The following is a 21,975-nucleotide window of genomic DNA, read 5'->3' as shown; positions in this document are numbered from 1 at the left end:
AGGCTGTGCCTGGTTGTTGTCGGATGGACTCTGGCAGAGACAACCGACATTCCGGGGATAACGCCTGTGGCGTGTCCTGCTCCAACGGCAGAGGAGACAGTTAGAGATTCCGGGGTCTCAGCGCTTGATGTTGACGAGCTCCTCGAGCACCTGGTCGGAGGTGGTGATCACCCGCGAGCTGGCCTGGAAGCCGCGCTGGGCGAGGATCAGGTTGGTGAACTCGGCGGAGAGGTCGACGTTCGACATCTCCAGGGTGCCGACCATCAGCTCGCCGCGGCTGCCCTGGCCGGCGACGCCGAGGTCGGCGGCACCGGAGTTGGCCGACTCGCGGAAGGCGGTCTCGCCCACCCGCTCGAGGCCGGCCGGGTTGGTGAAGTTGGCGACCGCGACGATCGCGATGTCGCGCTGCACGTCGTCGGAGAAGGTGCCGCGCAGGACGCCGTCGGCGCCGATCGAGTACGACGTCATCTCCACGCCGGCGGGCAGGGTCGCCTGCAGCGAGTTGAGGTTGATGTCGATCAGGGTGCCGCCGGCGTCGCCGGGGGCGTAGCCCTGGACCTTCTTCCCGCTGGCCGAGGTCAGGTTGCCGTCCTTGTCCCAGGTGAAGGCGCCGGCGCGGGTGTAGGTGCGCTCGGCGCCCGAGCCGAGCACGAACATGCCGTCGCCCTGGATCATCAGGTCGGTGGCGGCACCGGTCGACTGCGCCGAGCCCTGGTTGAAGTTGCCGCGGGTGGCCGCGACCTGCACACCGAGCCCGACCTGCAGCGGGTTGGTGCCGCCGACGGTGCCGTTGGCGGCACCCGCGCCGCGCATGACCTGGCTGAGGGTGTCCTGGAAGACGGTGGTGGAGGCCTTGAAGCCGACCGTGTTGGCGTTGGCGATGTTGTTGCCGGTGACGTCGAGCATCGTCTGGTTGGCGCGGAGGCCGCTGATGCCGGAGAAGAGCGAGCGGAGCATGGTGGTGTCCTTTCGGGTACGGCCTCAGGCCGCGGGGTCGGTGGTGGTGCCGGTCGGGGGCGTGGTGGTGGTGCCGACCGAGAGCAGCTGGGCGAGGGGGACCTGGGTGCCGCCGATGTCGAAGACCGGGCCCTCGGCGCCGAAGGTGACGCCCGCGATGGTGCCGGTGTGCGTGGTCTCGCCGTCGAGGTCGATCCACGAGACCTGCTGGCCGACCATGGCGCCGGCGCCGAAGGCCATCTGCGAGCCGAGCAGGGCCCCGACGCGGTCGGAGACGTCCTGCATCTTCTCCAGCGCCGTGAACTGGGCCGACTGGGCGAGGAACTCCCCGGAGTCGGCCGGGTTGAGCGGGTCCTGGTAGCGGAGCTGGGCCACCATCAGCTCCAGGAACATCTGCTTGTCCTCCGAGGTCGACGACAGCGTCGTCGTCCCGGTGGGGAACGCGGTGGGCGTCCCTGACACCGCCTCGGTCGCGGAGACCGTCACGGTCACTCCTCACATGGTCACGTCGACGCCCCGCGGGGCGCCTCGGACCGGTTCAGGACGGAGCGCGGTCGCTCCGTCGGTGAGGCCGTCCCTGGCTGCTGCTCCACCACGCGTCCGTGCGTGCTGGTCCTGCTGGCCGCCGTCCCGTCCGGGGGCGGAGGCGTCACCGCCGGCGCTCTGGGCGCCGTACGGCTGGTCGGAGGTGCCGGGCTGCTGGCCCGGGTGCTGGCCGGCGTGCTGGCCGAGCGAGCCCTGCTGGTGCCCGGCCGTCGCGGTCTGCTGGCCGGCGAGGTCGCGGACGACCACGCGGGCCTCGGCGGCCCCGGCGAGCTCGAGCACCCGGCGCAGCTCGGGTGCGCCCTCGGCGAGCGCGCGCGCCGCGTGCTCCCCGCCGGTGAGCTGCACCTGGACGGCCCCGTCGCGGAGCGTGAGGGTCACCCGGACCTCGCCGAGCGCCTCGGGCTGGAGCTTCATGGTGAGGCGGTGGACGCCGTCGCCGCGCTGGACCAGCCGGGTGACCTCGGGCACCACCTGGGTCATCGCCGGGACCGGGCGCGCGTCGGCCACGGGCGCCGCCGGGGCGGACGGGGCCGACGGGGCGAGCGACGCGACGCCGGCCGACGCCGCGGTCGCGGCTCCCGGGTCGAGCGGCGCGACGGGCGCGGCGACCGTCGGCGCCGGGGCCTGGGCCGCGGTGGCGGGCTGGCCGCCGGAGCCGGTCGCCCGGTCACCGGTCCGTCGCCGTCCCGGAGCCGCCCTGGTCGCCCGTCGCGGCGGCGGTGTCGCCGCTCGTCGAGGCGGGCGCGTCGGTGGTGGTGGCTGCCGTGGCGGTGTCGGCGCCGGTCGGCGCCGTGCTCCCGGTCGTCGTGGTCCCGGTCGTCGTGGTCCCGGTCGTCGCGGTCCCGGTCGCCGCGGCGGCGAGCGCGGGAGCGGTCCCGCCCGGAGCGGTGGCGCGGGTGACGACGGGGCCGTGGGCAACGCCCTCCACCGGGCCTGCCGCGGCGGCCGCGTCCTGGGCCGGCTTCGCAGGCACCTGCGGCGTCTGCGGCGAGACGGTGGCGGCGACCTGCGCCCAGAGCGGGACGGCCGTGGGGACGGCCGTCGCGAGCTGGTCGGTCGCGACCGCGGCTCCGGACCCGTCGGTGGTCTCCTCCGCGGTCGGGTCGCTCCCCTCGCCGGTGGCGTCCGGGTCGGTCGGCCCGGCGAGCAGGTCGGCGACCAGCGCGGCGAACGAGCCGGGGGTGGCCGGGTCGCCGGTCGCGGCGGCGCCGTCCCCGGCCGCCGGCCCGGTGGGCGCGACGGACGGTCCGGTCGTCATCGGCGTGATGCTCATGCGGCCTCCTGCCAGCTGGACATGATCGACTGCACGTAGTTCTGGGTCTCGGCGTACGGCGGGACGCCGTCGTAGCGGGCGACCGCGCCCGGCCCCGCGTTGTAGGCGGCGAGGGCCAGCTCGATCGAGCCGAAGCGGACGAGGAGCTGGTCGAGGAGCTTCGCGGCGCCCTCGACGGCCTGCGCCGGGTCGAACGGGTCGCTCACGCCGAGGCTCTTCGCGGTGGCCGGCATCAGCTGCATCAGGCCCTGCGCACCCGCCGGGCTGACGGCCGACGGGTCGAAGCCGGACTCCTGCCTGGCGACGGCCGCGAGCAGCGCCGGGTCGAGGTGGTGGGCCGCACCGGCGCGCGCGAAGAGGTCGGCGTACGGCGTGCCGGCCGGCAGCCCGCCGGTGCCGCCGACGGCGGACGTGGGCGTGACGGGCGCGGCCGCCGCGACGGGGGCGACGGCGGGGTCCGGGAGGACACGCCGGATGTAGTCCGGCGGCGTCGTGACGGGGACGACCTGCACGTGGCCGCCGGGACGCGGGGCCTCGATCATCATGCCGTCGCCGAGGTAGATCGCGATGTGGTCCGCGCCGACGTTGCGTCCGGAGTTGTCCCACGCGATCAGGTCGCCGGGCCGGGCCTCGGCCAGGCTCGCCACCGGCGTGCCGGCGCGGGCCTGGTCGGCGGACAGCCGCGGCAGCTCGATGCCGAAGGAGGAGTAGACCGACTGGACGAGGCCCGAGCAGTCGACGCCGCGCTGGGGGTCGGTGCCGCCCCAGACGTAGGGCAGGCCGATCATCTCGCGGGCCTTGGCGACGACCTGGTCGCCGGTGACGGACCCGGTGACGGCTCCGGTGGCGCCACCGAGCGCGGTGCGCGACAGGACCGAGGAGAACCCGGTCGAGCCCACACCGGACGACTGCGGCAGCAGGGCGAGCTGGGCCTGGATCTGGGAGATGCGTGCGGTGACGTCGGTGATGCTCATCGGGCCGCCTCCAGCTCGGCCGTCCGGTCGCGGAGCCAGCGCGCGGAGACGAGGTCGTCGACCTCGACCCGCTCGCGGCGGACCCGCTCCTCGCGGCGGCGCTCCTCGCGACGCTCGAGCAGCAGCTCGACGGCGGCGAGGCGGGTGCGGTCGCGCTGCCAGTGCTCGCGTGCCGCCGTGGTGAAGGTGACGGCGGTCTCGAGCGCGGCGCGCAGGGCGATCACCTCCGCGGCGGTGCCGGCGGCGGCCACCCGGGCGGTGGCGAAGCTGGCCGGGTCGACGGCGTCGGGGTCGGTGGCGGCGGCGAGGTGCGCCGCGGCGGCGGCGAGGCGCTGCTCGGCGGCGCGCTCCTCCGCGGCGGCGTGCGCGAGGCCGAGCCGGGCGTCCTGCTCGCGGACGCCGCGCACGCGGGCGACGGCGCGCATGCCGGCGTCCGGGTCCTGGTCGGGGGTGCGTGCCATCAGGCCACCAGCTCCCGCAGTCGCTGCCACGTCTCGGCGACGGGCGTGCTGTCGTCCATGTCCTGGCGCAGGAACGCGTCGATGGCGGGCATCCGCGCGAGCGCGACGTCCGCGTCGGCGTCCGCCCCGGAGACGTACGCCCCGATCTCGACGAGCTCGCGCACCGACCGGTGCGCCGCGAGCAGCCGGCGCAGCCGGGTCGCGTCGGCCCGCTGGTCCGGGGCGGTGACCGCACCGGTGACGCGGGAGATCGACTCGAGGACGTCGATGCTCGGGAAGTGGCCGGACGTCGCCAGGCGCCGCGACAGCACGACGTGGCCGTCGAGGATCGAGCGGGCGGTGTCGCCGATCGGGTCCTGCATGTCGTCGCCCTCCACCAGCACGGTGTAGAGACCGGTGATGCTGCCGGAGGGGGAGGTCCCGGCCCGCTCGAGCAGCTGCGGGAGCAGCGTGAACACGCTCGGCGGGTAGCCGCGGGTCGCGGGCGGCTCCCCCGCCGACAGGCCGATCTCGCGCTGGGCCATCGCGACGCGGGTCAGGCTGTCCATCATCAGCACGACGTGCTTGCCGCTGTCGCGGAAGTGCTCGGCGATGCGGGTGGCCACGCCGGCGGCGCGCAGGCGCTCGACCGGCGGGGCGTCGGAGGTGGCCACGACCACGACCGACCGGGCGAGGCCCTCGGGACCGAGGTCGTTCTCGATGAACTCGCGCACCTCGCGGCCGCGCTCGCCGACCAGGGCGATGACCGAGACCTCCGCCTCGGTGCCGCGGGCCACCATCGAGAGCAGGCTCGACTTGCCGACGCCCGAGCCCGCCATGATCCCGATCCGCTGGCCGCGGCCGCAGGGGGTGAGCGCGTCGAGGGCGCGGACGCCGAGGCCGAGCTGGTGCTCGATGCGCGGTCGGCTGAGCGCCATCGGCGCGGACTGCCCGACGTCGACGAGCGGCAGGTGGTCGAGCGGCGCTCCGCCGTCGACGGGACGGCCGAGGCCGTCCAGCACGCGACCGCGCAGCTCGTCGCCGACCGGGATGCGCAGCGGGCCGCCGGTGTGCCGCACGACGTCGCCGACCTGCAGGCCGGTGGTGTCGCCGAGCGGCAGGCAGGTGAGACCGGCGGGGCCGCTGGCGGCCACCTCGGCCAGCACGGTCGTACGCCCCTCGACGGCGACCAGGTCGCCGACGGCGGCCGGCAGCCCGGTGACGCGGACCTGGAGGCCGAGCAGCTCGGCCACCTGGCCCAGCTGCAGCGGCGCGACGGCCTGCAGGGCGCGGACCCGCAGGTCGTGCGTCAGCGCGCTCATCGCAGCACCTCCGCGAGCCGCGCCATCGTCTCGTCGACCCGCAGGTCGACGACGTGGTCCTCGGCGTGCGCCACGGCGTCGCCGAGGGCGAGCGTCGGGTCGGCGACGACGGTGATGCCGTGGTCGGCGAGGTCGCCTGCGACGGCGGCGACCGCGGGGTTCAGCCGGACCGACACGACCGCGTGGTGCGGCAGCAGCCCGATCACCCGGTCCAGCAGGTGCACGGGGTCGGCGCCGACCGCTCCGACGAGCTCGCGGGTCAGCTCCAGCGCCATCACGCTGGCCTGGTCGTCCACGCGCCGGCAGGTCTCGGCCAGGGCGCGGTGGGCCTGCGCGGCCGCCTCGTGCAGCGCCGCGACGGCCGCGGCGTGCTCGGCCTCGCGGCGGGCCTCGGCCGCGGCGACGGCGGCCGCCTGCTGCTCGGCCTCGACGCGCACCGCCTCGGCGGCGTCGCGGCGGCCCTGGGCCCAGCCCACGGCGTAGCCCTGGGCGCGGGCGGAGTCGTGGGTGGCCTCGACGGTCCGCAGCTCGGGCATCCGCAGGACGTCGGGGCGGGCGAGGTCAGTCGACGAACTCATCGTCGCCTCCCCGCCGCACCACGATCTCGCCGCGCTCCTCGAGCGAGCGGATCATCCGGATGACGGCCTGCTGGGCCTCCTCGACCTGGGTGAGGCGGACCGGGCCGAGCAGCTCGATCTCCTCCAGCACGTTCTCGGCCGCGCGCTCCGACAGGTTGCGGGTGATCTTGTCGCGGACCTGGTCCGGGACGCCCTTGAGCGCGAGCGCGAGCTCGGCGCCGTCGACCTGGCGCAGCACCTGCTGCACGTCGCGGTCGGAGAGCCCGACGACGTCCTCGAACATGAACATCCGGCTGCGCACCTCCTCGGCGAGGCGGGCGTCGAGGGACTCCAGCCCCTCGACGATCTGCCGCTCGGTCGAGCGGTCGGCACGGTTGATGATGTTGACGAGCGGGCCGAGGCCCCCGACGTGCGAGGAGTCGCTGGGCTGCAGCACCGACGACAGCCGACGCTCGAGCATCGTCTCGACGATGCGGATGCCCTCGGGGTTGGCGCGGTCCATGACCGCGATCCGGTGCGCGACCTCGGCCTGCAGGTCGGGCGAGAGCCCGGCGAGCACGAGGGACGCCTTCTCCGCGGTCATGTGGGCGAGAACCAGCGCGATGACCTGCGGGTGCTCCTCGCGGATGAACGAGCGCAGCTGGCCGGGGTCGGCGCGACCGAGGAACTGGAAGGGGAGCTGGATGGCACGGGCGGTGAGCCGCTGCAGCGCCTCCTCGGCCTTGTCGTCGCCGAGCGAGCGGCGCAGCAGGTCGCGGGCCAGGTCGATGCCGCCCTGGAGCAGGTGCTGGCGCGCGGCGAGCAGGCTGGAGAACTCCCCCATCACCGACTGCGCCTCGTGGGGCTCGACGGCGGCGAGGGCGGCGATCTCGGCGGAGACCGCCTCGACCTCCTCCTCGCTCATGTGGGAGAGCACCTCGGCGGCGCGCTCCTTGCCGAGCCGGACCAGGACGATGGCCGCCTTGCGGGCACCGGTGTTCGTCATGACGGGCATCAGGGACGCTCCACCAGCCAGCCGCGCAGCAGCGAGGCGACCTCGTCGGGCTGGCGCTCCACGAGCGCCATGAGCTCCTCACGCATCTCGTCGGCCGGCTCCACGGCGGCCAGCGCGAGCGCGGTCTGGGCCTCGGAGTGGGCGGACTGCGAGGCCAGCGCGGCGCGGGCGGCCTGCTCCTGGCGCAGCTGCTCCACGACGTACGACGTCGCCTCGTCGCGGGCCTTGGCGTGCTTGCGCGAGCGGCGCCAGGCCAGGCCGACGAGCAGCAGGACCACGCCACCGAGGGCGCCGTTGCGGATCATGGCGTTGCGGGCGTCCTTCGCCTCGGCGGCCTTCGCCGCCTTCAGCGCGGCGGCGTCGGCGTCGGCGACGGAGGTGTCGAAGGGGACCGACGACGTCTCGATGGTGTCGCCGCGGCCGGTGTCGAGGCCGATGGCGGACGACACCAGGTCGTTGATCTGGGCGGGGTCGACCGCGACCTTCGAGTTGGTGTCGATGACCACGGCGGCGTGCAGGTTCTTGATCGAGCCGGGCGCGGTCTCGGCCTGCTCGACGACCTTGTCGATGCCGTTCTCGCGCACGGTCGAGGAGTTGTCGTAGGTGCCGTCGCCGGTGGTCGTGCCGGTCTCGAGCCCGGTGTTCGGGCCGACGACGCCGCTGGCGCCGCCCGGGGCGCCGGTGCCGTTGTAGGTCTCGCTCTGCACCGACTCCGACAGCACGGGGACCTTCTCGTCCTTGCCGTAGGTCGTGGTCTCGGTGACCTTCTTGTCGAAGTCGAGCACCGCGGTGACCTGCACCGAGGAGTTGCCGGGGCCGAAGACCCGGTCGAGCATCGCCTGCGCCTTGGCCGAGAGCTGGTCCTGGTAGTCCTGCTGCTGGCGGCTCTGGGTGGTGGCGCCACCCGCTCCGCTCGCGCTGCCGTCGGAGAGCACGCGGCCGGACGAGTCGGCGACGGTCACCTTGGCGGGGTCGAGCCCCTCGATGCTGGAGGCCACGAGGTGCACGACCGCCTGGACCTGGTCCTCGGTGAGCTGGGTGCCGGCCCGGGTGTCGACCAGCACGGAGGCGGTCGCGGGGTCCTGCTCCTCGGCGAAGACCTGCTTGGGCGGGAGCGCGAGGTGCACCACGGCGGTGTCGACGCCGTCGATGGCCTCGATCGTCGTGGCGAGCTCACCCTCCATCGCCCGCTTGAAGTCGGTCTGCTCCTTGAACTGCGAGGTGGAGATGTCCTGGCCGTCGAGGATCGAGTAGCCGCCGTCGCTGCCGCTGCTGGAGGGGATGCCCTCCCCGCTGAGCGCGATCCGCTGGGCGTAGACCTGGTCCTGGGGAACGGAGATGGTCCCGCCACCGCCGCCGATCTCGTACTTCACGCCGTCGGCGTTGAGCTTCTCGACGACCGCCGAGGCGTCCTCGGGCGAGAGGTTGCTGAACAGCGGCGCGTAGGACGGCGCCGAGGCCCAGCGGAAGACCATGAACGCCGCCAGCAGCAGGGCACCGGTGCCGACGATCGCGACGACCTTCTGCCCGGGGCTGAACAGCGCGAAGCTGCGCCGGTAGCGGTCCAGCGCCTGCGTGATCCCGGTCCTCATCCGACCTGCATCCTCATGATCTCGGTGAAGGACTCGATGGCCTTGTTGCGCACGGCGACGGTGAGCTTGGTGGCCACCTCGGCCTCACTGGCGGCCAGCGTGTAGTCGTGGATGTTGGGCAGGGTGCCGGACGCCGCGCGGACGGCGAGCGAGTCGGCGTTGTCCTGCAGGCCCTCGAGGCGCTGGATCCCGTCGAGGACCATGCTCCCGAAGTCCTTGCCCGACGTGGCGGACGGCGCGGCCGGGGCCGGCGCCGCGACCGCGGGTGCGGCGAGCGGGGTGAACCCGATCGACTCGATGCCACCGATGCTCATCAGCGCTGTCCGATCTGGAGGGCTGCCGCGTAGGTGTCCTGCGCGGTCTTGGTCACCTGGACGGAGGCCTGGAAGCCGCGCTGGGCCTGCACGAGCGAGGTCATCTGCACGGACATGTCCATGGCGGGCGTGCGGACGTAGCCGTCGGCGTCGGCCAGCGGGTGGTCGGGGGCGTACGCCATGATCCCGGCGGGGTCGCCGGCCTCGATGCCGGAGACCTCGACACCGCCCTCGGGCAGGGCCCTCGCGACGACCAGCTGCTCCTGGAAGGCGTCCTGGTCGGTGGCCGTGACCGTGTTGGCGTTGGCGATGTTGTGGGCCAGCGCGTCGAGCCAGGTCTGGTGCATGCCCAGGCTGCTGTTGGCGATGCGCAGCATGTCGAAGGCGCCCATCAGAACGAGCCCGCCGCGGTGGTGATCATCGCGAACCGGTCGGACACCGCACGGGTGACCATCTGGTACTGGAACTGCGTCTGCATCGCCGCCAGCGACTCCTTGCGCAGGTCGACGTTGTTGCCGTCGAGCCCCACGGGGGCGTCGGTCGGGGTGGCGGTGGGGGTGACCCCGCCGGCCGGCATCTCACCGCGCTGCAGCGCAGCGGAGAGCGAGGACTCGAAGTCGACCGCGCGGGCGCGGAAGCCCGGGGTGTCGACGTTCGCGATGTTGTCGGCGATCACGTTCTGCCGGGTCGCGAGGCCGTCGAGGGCCGTGGCGAGCACCGAGGAGACGGCGTCGGGCATGCCGATGGACACGGGTGTCCTCCTGCTGGAGAAGGTCGGCCGGTCCATCGGCGCGGGGGGGTGAGCACTCCTTGCTCACGTGCTGCATCGGCCCGGCGGGGCCGCAGATGAGGAGTTGGTGGGCCTCGGACCCCAGAACGGTCCCGATGGCCCAGGCGGCACCACCCGAACGGGCCATGCCGGCACCACCCGGGTGGTCCCCTCAGGCGGAGATGTCCACGTAGGCCGGGGCGCGGTCGGCGGGCCGCAGCTGGGCGAGACCCACGCGGGTCTGCTCGATCGCCCGGGTCAGCCCCTCGCGGACGACGGCCTGGCGGCGGAGCAGGTCACGCGCCCGGGCCACGAGGGCGTCCGGGATCGGGCCGCGGGGCTGCGGCGGGAGCCAGGCGCCGGCGCCGGCGGACGTGGCGGCATCGGCGTCGAGGGGACCGGTGAGCATCCGCTCGGCGACCTGGACGTCGTGCTCGAGGGCCTCGAGGGCGTCCTGCCACGAGCGGACCAGGTCGGCGAGGTCGTCGCCGGGGACCCGGCCGATCATGCCGTCCTCGCGGTGTCGAGCGCGGCACGGCGCCACGCGTCACCGAGGCCGTCGACCAGGCCGAGGCAGTGGCGGGTGCGCTCGACGTCGCGCTCGACGTTGGCCTTCACCAGCTGCACCATCAGGTGGGCGTAGAGGCTGTTGAGCGCGGGACCGCCCTCCCAGACCTCCGGGCGCAGCGAGGACTGCAGCTCGGCGACGATCGCCTGGGCGTGCAGCAGCTGCTCGTGGGCCACGAGGTGGTCGCCGGACTCCTGCGCGGCGATCGCGCGCTGGCAGTCCAGGGCGAGGCGGTCGTAGAGCATGACCAGCAGCCGGGCGGGGCTGGCAGTCTCGACCGACGCCTGCAGGTAGGAGGCGGAGGAGGCGGCGCCGGAGTAGGCGGAGGCGTAGGCCATGGGGGTGTCCTTATCCCGAGGTCGTGAGGGAGGAGAGCTGTCCGGCCAGCCACGTGGACTGGCTGTTCATCTGGTTGAGCGCCGTCTCCATCGCGGTGAACTGCCGGGTGAGCGTCGTACGTCGCAGCTCGAGGCGGATGTCCCAGTCGGCGATGTCGTCACCGAGGCGGGAGATCGAGTCGTTGCGGCCGGTGATGGCGGTGGTGAGGGTGCCGTCGACCCGGTCGCTGGCGGCCTTCGCGGCCTCGCCGAGGCGGGCCACGAAGCCGGTGCCGGGCGCGGTGAGCCGGGTCTGCACGGCGGTCGGGTCCGCGTCGTAGGCCTTCTTGAACGCGGCCTCGTCGAGCACCAGCTTGCCGTAGCGGTCGGTCTGGATGCCGAGGTCGGCGAGGCTGGTGCCGTCGCCGGGGAACACGCTCGCGAGCAGCTGGTCGCGCACGGCGCGCACGTTGCCGTCACCCGCCAGGGGGCCCCGGGTGCCGGTGCCGCTGGCCTTGCTCTGGGTGTCGATGTCGGCGAGCACGGAGTTGACCGCGTCGACCAGCCCCTTGAGGGCCGTCGAGGCCGCCGCCTGGTCCCGGGCCAGCACCACCTCGGAGGTGGTGCCGGCCGTGGCGCCGGCCGCGAGCGTGACGGTGACCCCTGGCACCAGGTCCGAGAAGGTGTTGGACGAGGACGTGGCAGTGATCGTGTCCCCGACCGTGACCTGGGCGTCGCGGCCGGCGCGGACCGTGGCCCCGCCCAGCAGGGCGGAGCCGTCCGTGGCGGTGAGGGTGAAGTCTTCCTCGGCCCCCGTGGCCGAGGACTCCACCACCAGCCGGTACTGGTCGGTGCCGACCTTCACCGCGGTCGCCCGGACACCGGTCGCGTTGGCCGGGTCGTTGAGCGCGGTGACCAGGCCGGCGAGCGTGCCGTCGGTGGTGAGGTCGAGCGGAGCCGAGCCGTCGAGCCGGTCCAGCCGGACCGAGGTCGGCACGGTGCCGGCCGCGGTGCGGCCGACCGTCGAGGCGAGCTCGAGGCGGTGGGTCGCGGCGGTCTGGTCGACCCGGATCGAGAACGACCCGGGGCCGGCCGTCGTGACGGCCGAGACGGAGACCTTGGCGTCCGAGCTGGTCGCCGTCACCGGGTTCCAGGCGGCGGGCTTGCCGAGGTCGGTCGCCTTGGTGGCGAGCGCGGCGAGCTTGGTGTTGATCCCCTGGAGGATCGAGACGATGGACTTCTCCGACGTCTGGCGCGACTTCAGGCGCGTCTGCGACGCCGCCTCGAGCTGCATGAACTGGTCGATGATCGACGCGGTGTCCAGGCCGCTGCCCAGTCCGCTGACGCTCGCTCCGCTCATGGTCGTCCTCCGTCCTTCGATCCCGGGGACCCGGTGGCCGGGCCGGTCGTGAGACCGGCCCGGCTACCGCGGTCGCGCTGTCCCGTCAGTCCCGCCGTCAGCGGAGCAGGGAGAGGACGCCCTGCGAGGCCTGGTTGGCCTGCGCCAGCATGGCCGTGCCGGCCTGGGAGAGGATCTGCGAGCGGGTGAAGCCCATCATCTCCTGCGCCATGTCGGTGTCGCGGATCCGCGACTCCGACGCCGACAGGTTCTCGATCGCCACGTTCACGTTGTTGATCGTGTGCTCGAACCGGTTCTGCGTGGCACCGAGGTCGGCGCGCTGGGTGGAGACCTCGGTGATGGCGTCCTGCAGGGTGTTGCTGTCGGTGATGTCGATCGCGCCCATCGCGGTGCCGGCGGTGAAGTCGGCGAGGGCGGTGGCCGAGACGTCGATCGTGTCGGCGCTGTCGTAGCCCACCTGGAAGGTCAGGGCGGCGCCGCCGAACAGGTCGGTGCCGTTGAACTTCGTGTTGTCCTTGATGCGGGTGATCTCGGTGTTCAGCGCGTCGAACTCCGACTGCAGGGCGGCCTGCGACTCGGTGTTCTGGGTGCCGTTGTTGTACTGCACCGAGAGGTCGTTCATGCGCTGCAGCATGGAGTGGACCTCGGTGAGCGCACCTTCAGCGGTCTGCACGAGGCTGACGCCGTCCTGGGCGTTGCGGGCGCCGACCTTGAGGCCGCCGACCTGCGAGCGCAGGCCCTCGGAGATGGCGAGGCCGGCCGCGTCGTCGGCGGCGCGGTTGATCCGGAAGCCGGACGACAGCTTCTCGAGCGACTTGGACATCTGGCCCTGCGTGACCGACAGGTTGCGGTACGAGTTGGCGGCGTCGATGTTCTGGTTGATGCGAAGACCCATGATGGATTCCTTCCGTGGTTTCTGAGTCACGAGCTGGAGTCCGTCCGTGGACTCCGTCGAGGTCCTGTTCGGCGGGCCCGGGTCCCACCTGAGGGTTTCGAGGGAGATTCTTTCGACGCGCTTCGCAGCCTCGTCGTCCTCGCGCCGGGACATGGCTCAGGCGCTGGTCGCGACCCGCGGCACGTAGGTGCGCGCGACGGCGGCGTGACGGTCGGCGACCGCGGCGAAGTACGCCTCGCGGCGGCGCGCGGCGACACCGTCCGGCCGCTCGTGCGCGGGCACCAGCTCCGGGGCCAGCTGGGAGTTCAGGCCGTCGCGCAGCAGCACCATCGCCTCGGCGCGCAGCTGGGAGATCCGCGACTCGGTCACCCCGAGCTCGGCGGCGAGCTCGGCCATCGGCCGCTCCTCCAGGAAGTAGCCCTGCACCACGCGGCGCAGCCGCTCGGGGAGCTCGGCCACGGCCTCGGAGAGGTAGGTGAGCAGCTCGCCGTGCACCAGCGCCTGCTCCGGCGTCGGGGTGGCCGACGGCGTCGAGGCGGCGTAGGACCCGTGCTCGTCGCCGGCCTCCAGCGACATCACCTGGGCGCGGGCCAGGTCCTCGCGGTTGGCCAGCACCTCCTCCACCGGGATGCCGTGCGCGGAGGCGAGCTCGGCGTCGGTCGGGACCCGACCCATGGCGTGGGTCAGGCGCATCCGGGTCTCGTCGAGGCTGCGGGCGGTCCGGCGGACCGACCTGGTCGCCCAGTCGACCCCCCGCAGCTCGTCCAGCAGCGCGCCCCGGACACGGGTCGCGGCGTAGCGGGCGAACGGCACGCCCCGCTCGGCGTCGAAGCCGCGCGCCGCCTGCACCAGCGCGGTGAGGCCCGCGGAGGTGAGGTCGTCACGGTCGACGTGGGCGGGGACCCGGGACAGCACCTCGCGGACCAGGTGGCCCACGAGCGGGATGTGCTGGGTCACCAGGTCGTCCTGGCCGGGCGTCGCCACGGGGAGGGAGACGGCGGCCATCGGGGCGGGGGAAGCGGCGGGGGAGGTCACGGGTCGACCCTTGTCGAGTCCGAGCACCTCTGTTACCGATTCGAGGAGGAAGGGGTCAAAGGAGTAACAGAACGGGGACCGACGTCCTACAAGGGCATGGCCCGTTCGGACTATGCACGCCCCACCTGCACGGTTCGTGCACACATGGCACGTCCCCGTCAAAACCCGGAGGAAGTCCTCAGGTCGCCTCCACGACGACCGATGGGACGGGCGTGAACCTGACCGACCAGGCCCGCCTCGTTGCGGGCGGATCCGCGACCGCCACGATGGAGCGCCTGTCGCTCGTGCTGTGGCGCGAGCGCGAGCTGCTCTCCGAGCTGCACTACCGCCTCGAGGTCGAGCAGCTCGTCCTGGCGAGCGGCCGCAGCCGCTGGCTGGCCCACGCGACCCGCGACATCGACGCCCTGCTCGGCACCATCCGGGAGACCGAGGTGCTGCGCGCCGTCGCCGCCGACGACGCCGCGTCCGTGGCCGGGATGAGCGCCAACCCGAGCCTGGCCGCCCTCGCCGAGGCCGCCGGCGACCCGTGGACCACGATCCTCACCGAGCACCGCGAGGCGTTCGTGACGCTGACCGCGGAGATCGCCACGCTGGCCGACTCCAACAAGCACCTCATCTCCGCCGGCTACCGCTCGGCGCGCGAGACCCTGCTCAGCCTCGGCGAGTCGGTCGACGGGTACGCCGCCGACGGCACCGCCACGGCCGACGGCTCGCGCAACCGGCTCGTGGACCGGAGCCTCTGAGGTGGCGGGCACCTTCGGCTCGATCAACGCCACGGCGAGCGCGCTGCGCTACCACCAGGCGGTGATGGAGGTCGCCAGCGGCAACATCGCCAACGTCGCCACCGACGGCTACGCCCGTCGTCGCGTCGTCGGCGAGGCCGTCGGTGCCCCCGCCCAGCCCGCCATGTGGAGCCGGTTCGACGGCCACGGCGACGGCGTACGGGTCGGCTCGGTCGACCGCCTCGTCGACCCGCTGCTCGACTCGCGCGCGCGGCGCGAGCACGGCACCCAGTCCTTCCTCGACACCCGCGCGGCCGCGCTCGCCCGGGTCGAGTCCTCCCTCGGCGAGCCGGCGGGCGAGGGCGTGTCCAGCGCGCTGGCCGACGTCCGCCGGGCCTGGCAGGACCTCGCCAACAACCCCGACTCGGCCGCCACGCGGACCCAGGTGATCGCCACCTCGCGGACCCTCGTCGACGCGGTCGCCGGGCAGCGTCGCAACATCGAGGCCGAGGAGGGCGACCAGCGGGCCTCCCTGCTCGCCGACGTCGGCGAGACCAACACCCTGGCCCACGACCTGGCCGCCGCCAACGAGGCGATCACCGCCGCCCGGCTGGCCGGCAACGACACCTCGAGCCTGCTCGACTCCCGCGACCAGATGGCGCTGCGGCTCGCCGAGCTCACCGGCGGCACCGCCGTCGAGAACGGCCAGGGCGGCCTCGACGTCACCGTCGGCGGCGTCGCGCTGGTCACCGGCGGCAAGGCCGGCACCCTGTCCGTGGCCTCGGGCGTCAACCCCGACGGCACCTCCGACGGCCAGCCGCTCGGACTCGCGGTCACCCCGCCCGGGGGCACCGCGACCGCAGTGACCGGCCTGCGCGGTGAGGTGGGCGGCACCGCCGACCTGCTCGGCGGCACCCTCCCCGCCCTCCGGGCCGGCCTCGAGGCCGTCGCGCAGCAGGTGGCCGACACGGTCAACGCGGCGCACCAGGCGGGCTTCGACCGCACCGGCGCCGCCGGCCAGCCGTTCTTCGCCGTCGACCCCAGCGCGCCGGGCGGACCGCTCGTGCTGCTGGTGACCGACCCCGCGCAGGTCGCGGCGTCCGCGATCGGCGGTGGCCCGAACCGCGACGGCAGCAACGGCAACGCGATCGCGGCGGCGCTCGCCGGCCCGACGTCGTCCTACCAGCAGTTCGTCACCGGCCTCGGCAACGACGTCGCCTCCGTGCGCCGGCTCGCCGCCACCCAGCAGAACCTCACCGACCAGGTCGACGGCGCGCGCGACCAGCTGTCGGGCGTCAACATCGACGAGGAGATGGTCACCATGATGCAGTCGCAGCGGGCCTACGAGGCCGCGGCGAGGGTGATGACCACCCTCGACTCGGTGCTCGACACGCTCATCAACCGCACCGGGCTGGTGCGCTGATGCCCATCAACCGCGTGACCCAGTCGATGCTGACCGACCGGTCGCTCACCCGCCTGCAGGGCAGCCTGTCGCGCCTCGCCGACATCCAGGAGCACCTGTCCACCGGCCGGGTGCTCAACCGGGCCTCCGACAACCCCGGCGACGCGGCGACCGCCATGCGCCTGCGCGCCTCGCTCGGCGAGCAGCAGCAGTACGCCCGCAACGCCGAGGACGGCCAGGGCTGGCTGGCGTCGCTCGACTCCACCCTCGGGTCGGCCAACGACATGGTCCGGCGCGCCCGGGAGCTCGGGCAGCAGGCCGTCAACGGCGCCATGAGCCAGCAGTCGCGCGACGCCCTCGCCGCCGAGGTCGACCAGCTGCGCGCGGCCCTGGTGTCCGGCGCCAACACGACGTACGTCGGCCGGCCGGTGTTCGGCGGCACGACCGCCGGGTCCGCGGCGTTCACCGAGTCCGCCGGCGTGGTCACCTTCACCGGCGACACCAACCCGGTCAACCGGTCGGTGGCCGACGGCGTGGTCGTCGACGTCTCGGTGGCCGGCCCGGCCGCGTTCGGCGCGGACGGCGACAACGTGTTCGACCACCTCTCCGCGCTGTCGACGGCCCTGCGTGCCGGCGACGTGACCGCGGTGAAGGCCGGGATCACCACGCTCACCTCCGACAGCGACCGGCTCGTCGTGGCGCGCGCCGAGGTCGGTGCGCGCACCAACCGCGTCGACCTGGCCGTGACCCGCGCCGGGGACCTCGAGACCTCGCTGACCAACGCGCTCGCCGAGATCGAGAACGCCGACCTGCCCAAGACGATGGTGGACCTCAAGATGCAGGAGGTCGCCTACCAGGCGTCCCTCGCTGCCACCGCCCGCGTGCTGCAGCCGAGCCTGGTGGACTTTCTGCGATGATCGCCACGATGGACACCACGACGACGGTCACCAGCGACGTCCCCGAGATCCCGGTGATCGAGCTCGTGCAGCCGATGCCCGGATTCCCCGACCTCGCCCGCTTCGCGCTCGTGCAGGTCGACGACGACGGCGTGCTCTGCAGCCTCACCTCGCTCGACCGGCCCGGCGTGCGCTTCCTCGTCGTGCCGCCGATGCCGTTCTTCCCCGACTACGCCCCCGAGGTGGACGAGTCGGTGCTCACCGACCTCGGGTCCACGTCGGTCGACGACCTCGTCGTGCTGTGCGTGCTCACCGCGGGTGAGTCCCTCGCGAGCACCACCGCCAACCTCGCCGCACCGGTCGTCCTCGACACCTCGACCCACCGCGCCCTGCAGGTCGTGCTCGACGACCCGGGGCTCTCGGTCGCCACGCCGCTGATCGCGTGACCGCGACCTCGCCCGGCTCGGGTAGCGTGGCCGCATGCTGGTCGTGAGCCGCCGTGCGGGAGAGAGCGTCGTCATCGGCGACAACGTGACCGTCTCGGTGCTCGAGGTGCGCGGCGACGTCGTCCGCATCGGCATCGACGCCCCGCGCTCGGTGGCGGTGCACCGCCAGGAGCTGCTGGCGCAGCTGGCCCAGTCCAACCAGGAGGCGGCCTCGCCCAGCGACAACGCCGTCGACTCGCTGCTCACCGCGATCCGCGACCGATCCAAGGACGCCTGAGCGCCCCGTCCGCGACGTCGGCTCAGGCCTGGGGGCCGCGGCCGCGCTGCGACGCGATGACCGCCGCCTGCGTGCGTCGCTGCACGCCGAGCTTGGCGAGCAGGCCGGTGACGTGGTTCTTCACCGTCTTCTCGGCGAGGTAGAGCCGCTCGCCGATCTGGCGGTTGGTGAGCCCCTCGGTGATCAGGTCGAGGATCTCCGACTCGAGGTCGGTCAGCGCCGACAGGCCGGCCGGGGCGGCCGTCTCCCGTGAGCGCATCCGCTCGATGACCCGCACCGCGACCGCCGGGTCGATCAGCGACTGCCCCTGGTGGACCGCACGGATGCCGCTCACCAGTGCGCTCTCGTCGACCTGCTTGAGGACGTAGCCGCCGGCGCCGGCGAGGATCGCGTTGAACAGCGCCTCGTCGTCGTCGTAGCTGGTGAGGATCAGCGCCTTGATGTCCGGGTCGGCCGAGCGGACCTGGCGGCACACCTCGATGCCGTGGCCGTCGGGCAACCGGCCGTCGAGGACCGCGACGTCGGGGGCCAGCTCGAGGATCTGCGGGACGCCCTCGGCGACGGTCCCGGCCTCGCCGACGACCTCGATGTCGTCCTCGAGCTCGAGCACGGTGCGCAGCCCGCGCCGCACGACGGCGTGGTCGTCCAACAGGTAGACGCGGATCGCGGATGTACTGCTCATCTGGACCTCCCCTGAGTCCCGAGGACACCAGCCTAGGGCCCCACGGGCCCCACGTCGCTCGATCAGGCGCGTTCGAGCAGGAAGAGCGGGATCTCGCGGTCCGTCTTGACCTGGTAGTCGGCGTAGGTCGGCCAGGTGGCGACCGCGTGCTGCCACCAGTCCTCGCGCTCGGCGCCCTCGAGGACCCGCGTGGCGTAGACGTGCTTCTCCGCCCCGTCCTGCAGCTCGACCTCGGGGTGGGCGAGGAAGTTGTGGTACCACTCCGGGTTCTCCGGGGCGCCGCCCTTGGACGCCACCGCGAGGTAGGCGCCGTCGCGCTCGACCTTCATCACCGGGTTCTTGCGCAGGTTGCCGGACTTCGCGCCGACGGACGTGACGACTACGATCGGGTAGCTCGTGCCGGGCAGGGTGCCGGCCTCCGCGCCGTCGGAGGCCTCGTACGCCTCCACCTGGTCGCGGACCCACTCGGACGTGCTCGGGACATAGGTTCCAGTCAGTGCCATGCCCGCCACAACACCACTGCCGGCGCGGTTCTTCCAGCCCCGGGGCGCGCCCCGCCGCGCCGCGGTAGTCCAGTGAGGATTGGCTGCCGCCGGGCCGCGAGCTCGACCATCCCTCACTGGAGTACCGGCACGTGGCGACCATCCCTCACTGGACTACACCCCGGCGGGAGTCGCGACGGGCCCCGATAGCCTCGCCGCATGAGTGCTATCGAGGGTGTCAGCGAGATCTTCGACCCGGAGGACTGGGACGTCGTCCCGGGCTTCGAGGGCCTGACCGACCTGACCTACCACCGGGCGCGCGCGCACGGCACCGTCCGGATCGCGTTCGACCGGCCCGACGTGCTCAACGCGTTCCGCCCGCACACGGTCGACGAGCTGCTGCTCACCCTCGAGCACGCGCGCACCTCCGCCGACGTCGGCTGCGTGATCCTGACCGGCAACGGGCCGAGCGCGAAGAACGGCAAGTGGGCGTTCTGCACGGGCGGCGACCAGCGCATCCGCGGCCGCGCGGGCTACCAGTACGAGGACGTCAGCGCGGGCGCCGCCGACACCGGCGCGGAGGAGCCGAGCCCGATCGACCGGGCGCGGCTCGCGCGGCTGCACATCCTGGAGTGCCAGCGCCTGATCCGCTTCATGCCGAAGGTCGTCATCTGCGTCGTCCCGGGCTGGGCGGCCGGCGGCGGGCACAGCCTGCACGTCGTCGCCGACCTGACCCTCGCCAGCCGCGAGCACGCCCGCTTCAAGCAGACCGACGCCGACGTCGGGTCCTTCGACGGCGGCTACGGCTCGGCCTACCTCGCCCGCCAGGTCGGCCAGAAGTTCGCCCGCGAGATCTTCTTCCTCGCCGACGAGTACGACGCCGAGACCATGCACCGGATGGGCGCCGTCAACCGCGTCGTCGAGCACGCCGACCTGGAGAAGGTCGCCCTCGACTGGGGCCGGAAGATCAACGGCAAGTCCCCCACCGCCCAGCGGATGCTGAAGTACTCCTTCAACCTCCTCGACGACGGGCTCGTCGGCCAGCAGCTGTTCGCCGGTGAGGCCACCCGCCTGGCCTACATGACCGACGAGGCGCAGGAGGGTCGCGACCAGTTCCTCGAGAAGCGCGACCCGGACTGGTCGCCCTTCCCCTGGTACTACTGAGCCGATGAAGCCTCCCGTCGCGGGCGCGGTCGTGGGGGTCCTGGCCCTGCTCGGCCGGCTCCAGCCGTAGCCGGGGTCGACCCGATCGGGCACCATGGCCGCGTGAAGATCGACCTGACCGTCGCCGCCATCCCCGCGTTCGTCGCGGCGATGGGCGCGGAGTACGCCTGGCAGCGCACGCACCCGGTCGAGCCCGGCACCCGGGCGGGCGACTACCAGCTGGCCGACACCGTGGCCAGCCTGTCGATGGGCATCGGCAGCCTGGCCGCGCCCTACGTCGCGCGGAGGCTGCTGGACCCGGTCACGCCCGGGGTGGGGCGCCACGGGCGGACCCTGCTGGCGATCGGCGCGGCGACGGCCGCGCTCACCACGGTCGGCGACGTGGTGCGCCGTCGCCTGCGCGACGGCTCGCTGCCCGACCCGCAGACCGTGCCGGCCGACGTCCGCGAGGTGCAGGACGAGCTGGCCGGGATCCGCCAGGGGCCGGCGGTCCCGCGCGGCGACCGCACGCCTCCGGCCCTGCGCCGCACGCACGGCGCGCTCGCGGTGAGCGCGGTCGCCTCCACCGCGCTCGTCACCTCGACGACCTGGGCCGCGCTCACCGCGGGCAAGCGGCTCTTCGCGCGGTCCCCGCTCGACCTCGGGACCGGCCCGTGGGCGGCCGCGGCGGCGATCCTGGGCTGGGACTTCGTCTACTACTGGAACCACCGGTTCAGCCACGAGAGCCGCTGGCTGTGGGCGGTGCACGTGGTGCACCACTCCAGCGAGCGCTACAACCTGTCCACCGCGCTGCGCCAGCCGGTCGCCGAGGGCGTCACGCTGACCGTGCCGTACGGCCTGCTCGCCCTGCTCGGGGTCCGCCCGGCACTCATCGAGCAGGCCCGCGGCATCAACCTGATCTACCAGTTCTGGATCCACACCGAGGCGATCCGCCGGCTCGGCTGGGTGGAGAAGGTCTTCAACACACCCTCGCACCACCGGGTGCACCACGGCTCCAACCGCGACTACCTCGACCGCAACCACGGCAGCATCCTCATCCTCTGGGACCGCCTCTTCGGCACCTTCGAGGAGGAGGACGAGCCGGTGGTCTACGGCCTGACGACCAACCTCGACTCCTACAGCCCGGCGCGCATCGCCACCCACGAGTGGGCCGACATCGCCGTCGACGTCGCCGCGGCCGACACGTGGCACGACCGGTGGTCGTTCCTCCTGCGCCGCCCGGGCTGGGCCTACGCGCGACGCGCGACGGCGGGTGTGGCGTGAGCGGCCCGCGGGTCGTCGTGCTCACCGGCGCGGGGATCTCCGCCGAGAGCGGGCTCGCGACCTTCCGCGACTCCGACGGGCTCTGGGAGGGCCACGACCCGATGCAGGTCGCGACCCCCGAGGCCTACGCCGAGGACCCCGCGCTGGTCCAGCGGTTCTACGACGACCGCCGTGCGGCGCTGTCGCGGGTCGAGCCGAACCCGGCGCACCACGCCCTTGCGCGGCTCGAGGACGCGCTCGGCGACGACGTGCTCGTGGTGACCCAGAACGTCGACGACCTCCACGAGCGGGCCGGCTCGCGCCGCGTCCACCACCTCCACGGCAGCCTGCACTCCGCGTGGTGCACCGCGTGCGACGAGCGCCACCCCTGGCAGGGCGCGCTCGAGGACCGACCGCCGTGCCCCGCCTGCGCGGCGCCGGAGCTGCGCCCGGACATCGTCTGGTTCGGCGAGATCCCCTACGGCATGGACCTCGTCGAGGACGCCCTCGACGCGTGCGAGCTGTTCGTGTCGATCGGGACGTCCGGGGTGGTCTACCCGGCCGCCGCGTTCGTGACCTGGGCGCGGGGCACCACGCTCGAGCTCAACCTCGAGCCCAGCGCGGGCGCCACCGCGTTCGCGGAGTCGCGCCGGGGGCCGGCGAGCGAGCTGGTGCCGGCCTGGGTCGACGAGCTCCTCGGCTCGGCCGGCCCGCGGGGCTGACCGACC

28 protein-coding genes are annotated in these 21,975 nt (G+C 73.6%); 8 read left to right on the top strand and 20 right to left on the bottom strand.

Annotated features, from left to right (window positions below; all coding sequences use genetic code 11):
* Window positions 1-117: 117 nt before the first annotated feature.
* The 18 genes from LN652_RS14175 to LN652_RS14085 form a co-directional block, all read right to left on the bottom strand.
* A complete protein-coding gene (locus tag LN652_RS14175; protein ID WP_230441262.1) occupies window positions 118-957 on the bottom strand; it encodes a flagellar hook-basal body complex protein in 840 nt (279 codons plus the stop codon).
* Between the two features lie 24 nt (window positions 958-981).
* Window positions 982-1,443 (bottom strand): flagellar hook assembly protein FlgD, encoded by a 462-nt coding sequence (locus tag LN652_RS14170; protein ID WP_230441261.1) that lies wholly within the window; start codon window positions 1,441-1,443, stop codon window positions 982-984.
* Window positions 1,444-1,452: 9 nt separating this feature from the next.
* On the bottom strand, window positions 1,453-2,010 hold the full coding sequence (locus LN652_RS14165; protein WP_230441260.1) for a flagellar hook-length control protein FliK: 558 nt from the start codon (window positions 2,008-2,010) through the stop codon (window positions 1,453-1,455).
* A gap of 160 nt (window positions 2,011-2,170) precedes the next feature.
* Window positions 2,171-2,776, bottom strand: a complete 606-nt coding sequence (locus LN652_RS14160) for a hypothetical protein (RefSeq protein WP_230441259.1) — start codon at window positions 2,774-2,776, stop codon at window positions 2,171-2,173.
* Complete coding sequence (locus tag LN652_RS21940; RefSeq protein ID WP_268932182.1) at window positions 2,773-3,750, bottom strand: transglycosylase SLT domain-containing protein; 978 nt, start codon at window positions 3,748-3,750, stop codon at window positions 2,773-2,775. Before LN652_RS21940 ends, LN652_RS14160 begins: the two co-directional genes overlap by 4 nt.
* Entirely contained in the window at window positions 3,747-4,211 is a 465-nt protein-coding gene (locus tag LN652_RS14145; RefSeq protein WP_230441258.1) for a hypothetical protein, read from the bottom strand. The genes LN652_RS21940 and LN652_RS14145 overlap by 4 nt, the downstream gene beginning before the upstream one ends.
* Window positions 4,211-5,512, bottom strand: coding sequence for a FliI/YscN family ATPase (locus LN652_RS14140; RefSeq protein ID WP_230441257.1), 1,302 nt, complete (start codon window positions 5,510-5,512; stop codon window positions 4,211-4,213). The genes LN652_RS14145 and LN652_RS14140 overlap by 1 nt, the downstream gene beginning before the upstream one ends.
* Window positions 5,509-6,090, bottom strand: a complete 582-nt coding sequence (locus LN652_RS14135; protein WP_230441256.1) for a FliH/SctL family protein — start codon at window positions 6,088-6,090, stop codon at window positions 5,509-5,511. Before LN652_RS14135 ends, LN652_RS14140 begins: the two co-directional genes overlap by 4 nt.
* A complete protein-coding gene (fliG, locus tag LN652_RS14130) occupies window positions 6,074-7,084 on the bottom strand; it encodes a flagellar motor switch protein FliG (RefSeq protein ID WP_230441255.1) in 1,011 nt (336 codons plus the stop codon). The genes LN652_RS14135 and fliG overlap by 17 nt, the downstream gene beginning before the upstream one ends.
* On the bottom strand, window positions 7,084-8,676 hold the full coding sequence (gene fliF, locus LN652_RS14125) for a flagellar basal-body MS-ring/collar protein FliF (protein WP_230441254.1): 1,593 nt from the start codon (window positions 8,674-8,676) through the stop codon (window positions 7,084-7,086). Before fliF ends, fliG begins: the two co-directional genes overlap by 1 nt.
* Entirely contained in the window at window positions 8,673-8,990 is a 318-nt protein-coding gene (locus LN652_RS14120; protein WP_230441253.1) for a flagellar hook-basal body complex protein FliE, read from the bottom strand. Before LN652_RS14120 ends, fliF begins: the two co-directional genes overlap by 4 nt.
* Complete coding sequence (locus LN652_RS14115) at window positions 8,990-9,382, bottom strand: flagellar basal body rod protein FlgC (protein WP_230441252.1); 393 nt, start codon at window positions 9,380-9,382, stop codon at window positions 8,990-8,992. Before LN652_RS14115 ends, LN652_RS14120 begins: the two co-directional genes overlap by 1 nt.
* Window positions 9,382-9,741, bottom strand: coding sequence for a flagellar basal body rod protein FlgB (locus LN652_RS14110; protein WP_230441251.1), 360 nt, complete (start codon window positions 9,739-9,741; stop codon window positions 9,382-9,384). Before LN652_RS14110 ends, LN652_RS14115 begins: the two co-directional genes overlap by 1 nt.
* Window positions 9,742-9,931: 190 nt before the next feature.
* Window positions 9,932-10,267 (bottom strand): hypothetical protein, encoded by a 336-nt coding sequence (locus LN652_RS21935; protein WP_268932180.1) that lies wholly within the window; start codon window positions 10,265-10,267, stop codon window positions 9,932-9,934.
* Entirely contained in the window at window positions 10,264-10,665 is a 402-nt protein-coding gene (gene fliS, locus LN652_RS14100; protein WP_230441250.1) for a flagellar export chaperone FliS, read from the bottom strand. Before fliS ends, LN652_RS21935 begins: the two co-directional genes overlap by 4 nt.
* 10 nt (window positions 10,666-10,675) lie before the next feature.
* Window positions 10,676-12,004 carry a flagellar filament capping protein FliD gene (gene fliD / locus LN652_RS14095; protein ID WP_230441249.1) on the bottom strand — a complete coding sequence of 443 codons (1,329 nt, stop codon included), beginning with the start codon at window positions 12,002-12,004 and terminating at the stop codon, window positions 10,676-10,678.
* Between the two features lie 97 nt (window positions 12,005-12,101).
* The gene (locus LN652_RS14090) at window positions 12,102-12,899 is read right to left on the bottom strand and encodes a flagellin N-terminal helical domain-containing protein (protein ID WP_230441248.1); all 798 of its coding nucleotides are present in this window, start codon (window positions 12,897-12,899) and stop codon (window positions 12,102-12,104) included.
* Between the two features lie 156 nt (window positions 12,900-13,055).
* Window positions 13,056-13,934, bottom strand: a complete 879-nt coding sequence (locus LN652_RS14085) for a sigma-70 family RNA polymerase sigma factor (RefSeq protein WP_268932179.1) — start codon at window positions 13,932-13,934, stop codon at window positions 13,056-13,058.
* A gap of 212 nt (window positions 13,935-14,146) precedes the next feature.
* On the opposite strand from LN652_RS14085, the gene flgN reads away from it, so the two are divergent.
* Genes flgN through csrA form a run of 5 tightly spaced genes read left to right on the top strand, consistent with a single transcriptional unit; the run spans window position 14,147 to window position 17,677 of the window.
* Window positions 14,147-14,677 (top strand): flagellar export chaperone FlgN, encoded by a 531-nt coding sequence (flgN, locus tag LN652_RS14080; protein ID WP_230441247.1) that lies wholly within the window; start codon window positions 14,147-14,149, stop codon window positions 14,675-14,677.
* Between the two features lies 1 nt (window position 14,678).
* Entirely contained in the window at window positions 14,679-16,079 is a 1,401-nt protein-coding gene (flgK, locus tag LN652_RS14075) for a flagellar hook-associated protein FlgK (RefSeq protein ID WP_230441246.1), read from the top strand.
* Complete coding sequence (gene flgL / locus LN652_RS14070; protein WP_230441245.1) at window positions 16,079-16,975, top strand: flagellar hook-associated protein FlgL; 897 nt, start codon at window positions 16,079-16,081, stop codon at window positions 16,973-16,975. Before flgK ends, flgL begins: the two co-directional genes overlap by 1 nt.
* Complete coding sequence (gene fliW / locus LN652_RS14065; protein ID WP_230441244.1) at window positions 16,972-17,400, top strand: flagellar assembly protein FliW; 429 nt, start codon at window positions 16,972-16,974, stop codon at window positions 17,398-17,400. Before flgL ends, fliW begins: the two co-directional genes overlap by 4 nt.
* A gap of 34 nt (window positions 17,401-17,434) precedes the next feature.
* The gene (gene csrA / locus LN652_RS14060; protein WP_230441243.1) at window positions 17,435-17,677 is read left to right on the top strand and encodes a carbon storage regulator CsrA; all 243 of its coding nucleotides are present in this window, start codon (window positions 17,435-17,437) and stop codon (window positions 17,675-17,677) included.
* A gap of 22 nt (window positions 17,678-17,699) precedes the next feature.
* Here the strand turns inward: csrA and LN652_RS14055 are convergent, their stop codons facing one another.
* Window positions 17,700-18,359: a response regulator gene (locus tag LN652_RS14055; RefSeq protein ID WP_230441242.1), complete on the bottom strand. Its 660-nt coding sequence runs from the start codon at window positions 18,357-18,359 to the stop codon at window positions 17,700-17,702.
* Between the two features lie 62 nt (window positions 18,360-18,421).
* Window positions 18,422-18,862 (bottom strand): nitroreductase family deazaflavin-dependent oxidoreductase, encoded by a 441-nt coding sequence (locus LN652_RS14050; protein ID WP_230441241.1) that lies wholly within the window; start codon window positions 18,860-18,862, stop codon window positions 18,422-18,424.
* 198 nt (window positions 18,863-19,060) lie between these two features.
* Here LN652_RS14050 and LN652_RS14045 point away from each other — a divergent pair, with 198 nt between their 5' ends.
* The 3 genes from LN652_RS14045 (at window position 19,061) to LN652_RS14035 (ending at window position 21,969) form a co-directional block, all read left to right on the top strand.
* A complete protein-coding gene (locus tag LN652_RS14045; RefSeq protein ID WP_230441240.1) occupies window positions 19,061-20,005 on the top strand; it encodes a 1,4-dihydroxy-2-naphthoyl-CoA synthase in 945 nt (314 codons plus the stop codon).
* Window positions 20,006-20,107: 102 nt separating this feature from the next.
* Window positions 20,108-21,268, top strand: coding sequence for a sterol desaturase family protein (locus tag LN652_RS14040; RefSeq protein ID WP_230441239.1), 1,161 nt, complete (start codon window positions 20,108-20,110; stop codon window positions 21,266-21,268).
* The gene (locus LN652_RS14035) at window positions 21,265-21,969 is read left to right on the top strand and encodes an NAD-dependent deacylase (RefSeq protein WP_230441238.1); all 705 of its coding nucleotides are present in this window, start codon (window positions 21,265-21,267) and stop codon (window positions 21,967-21,969) included. The genes LN652_RS14040 and LN652_RS14035 overlap by 4 nt, the downstream gene beginning before the upstream one ends.
* Window positions 21,970-21,975: the final 6 nt, after the last annotated feature.

It is taken from the genome of Nocardioides okcheonensis (assembly GCF_020991065.1).
GTDB classification, from domain to species: domain Bacteria; phylum Actinomycetota; class Actinomycetes; order Propionibacteriales; family Nocardioidaceae; genus Nocardioides; species Nocardioides okcheonensis.
Note: the sequence above shows the minus strand (reverse complement) of the source record. Positions and strands in the feature narration are given on the sequence as shown.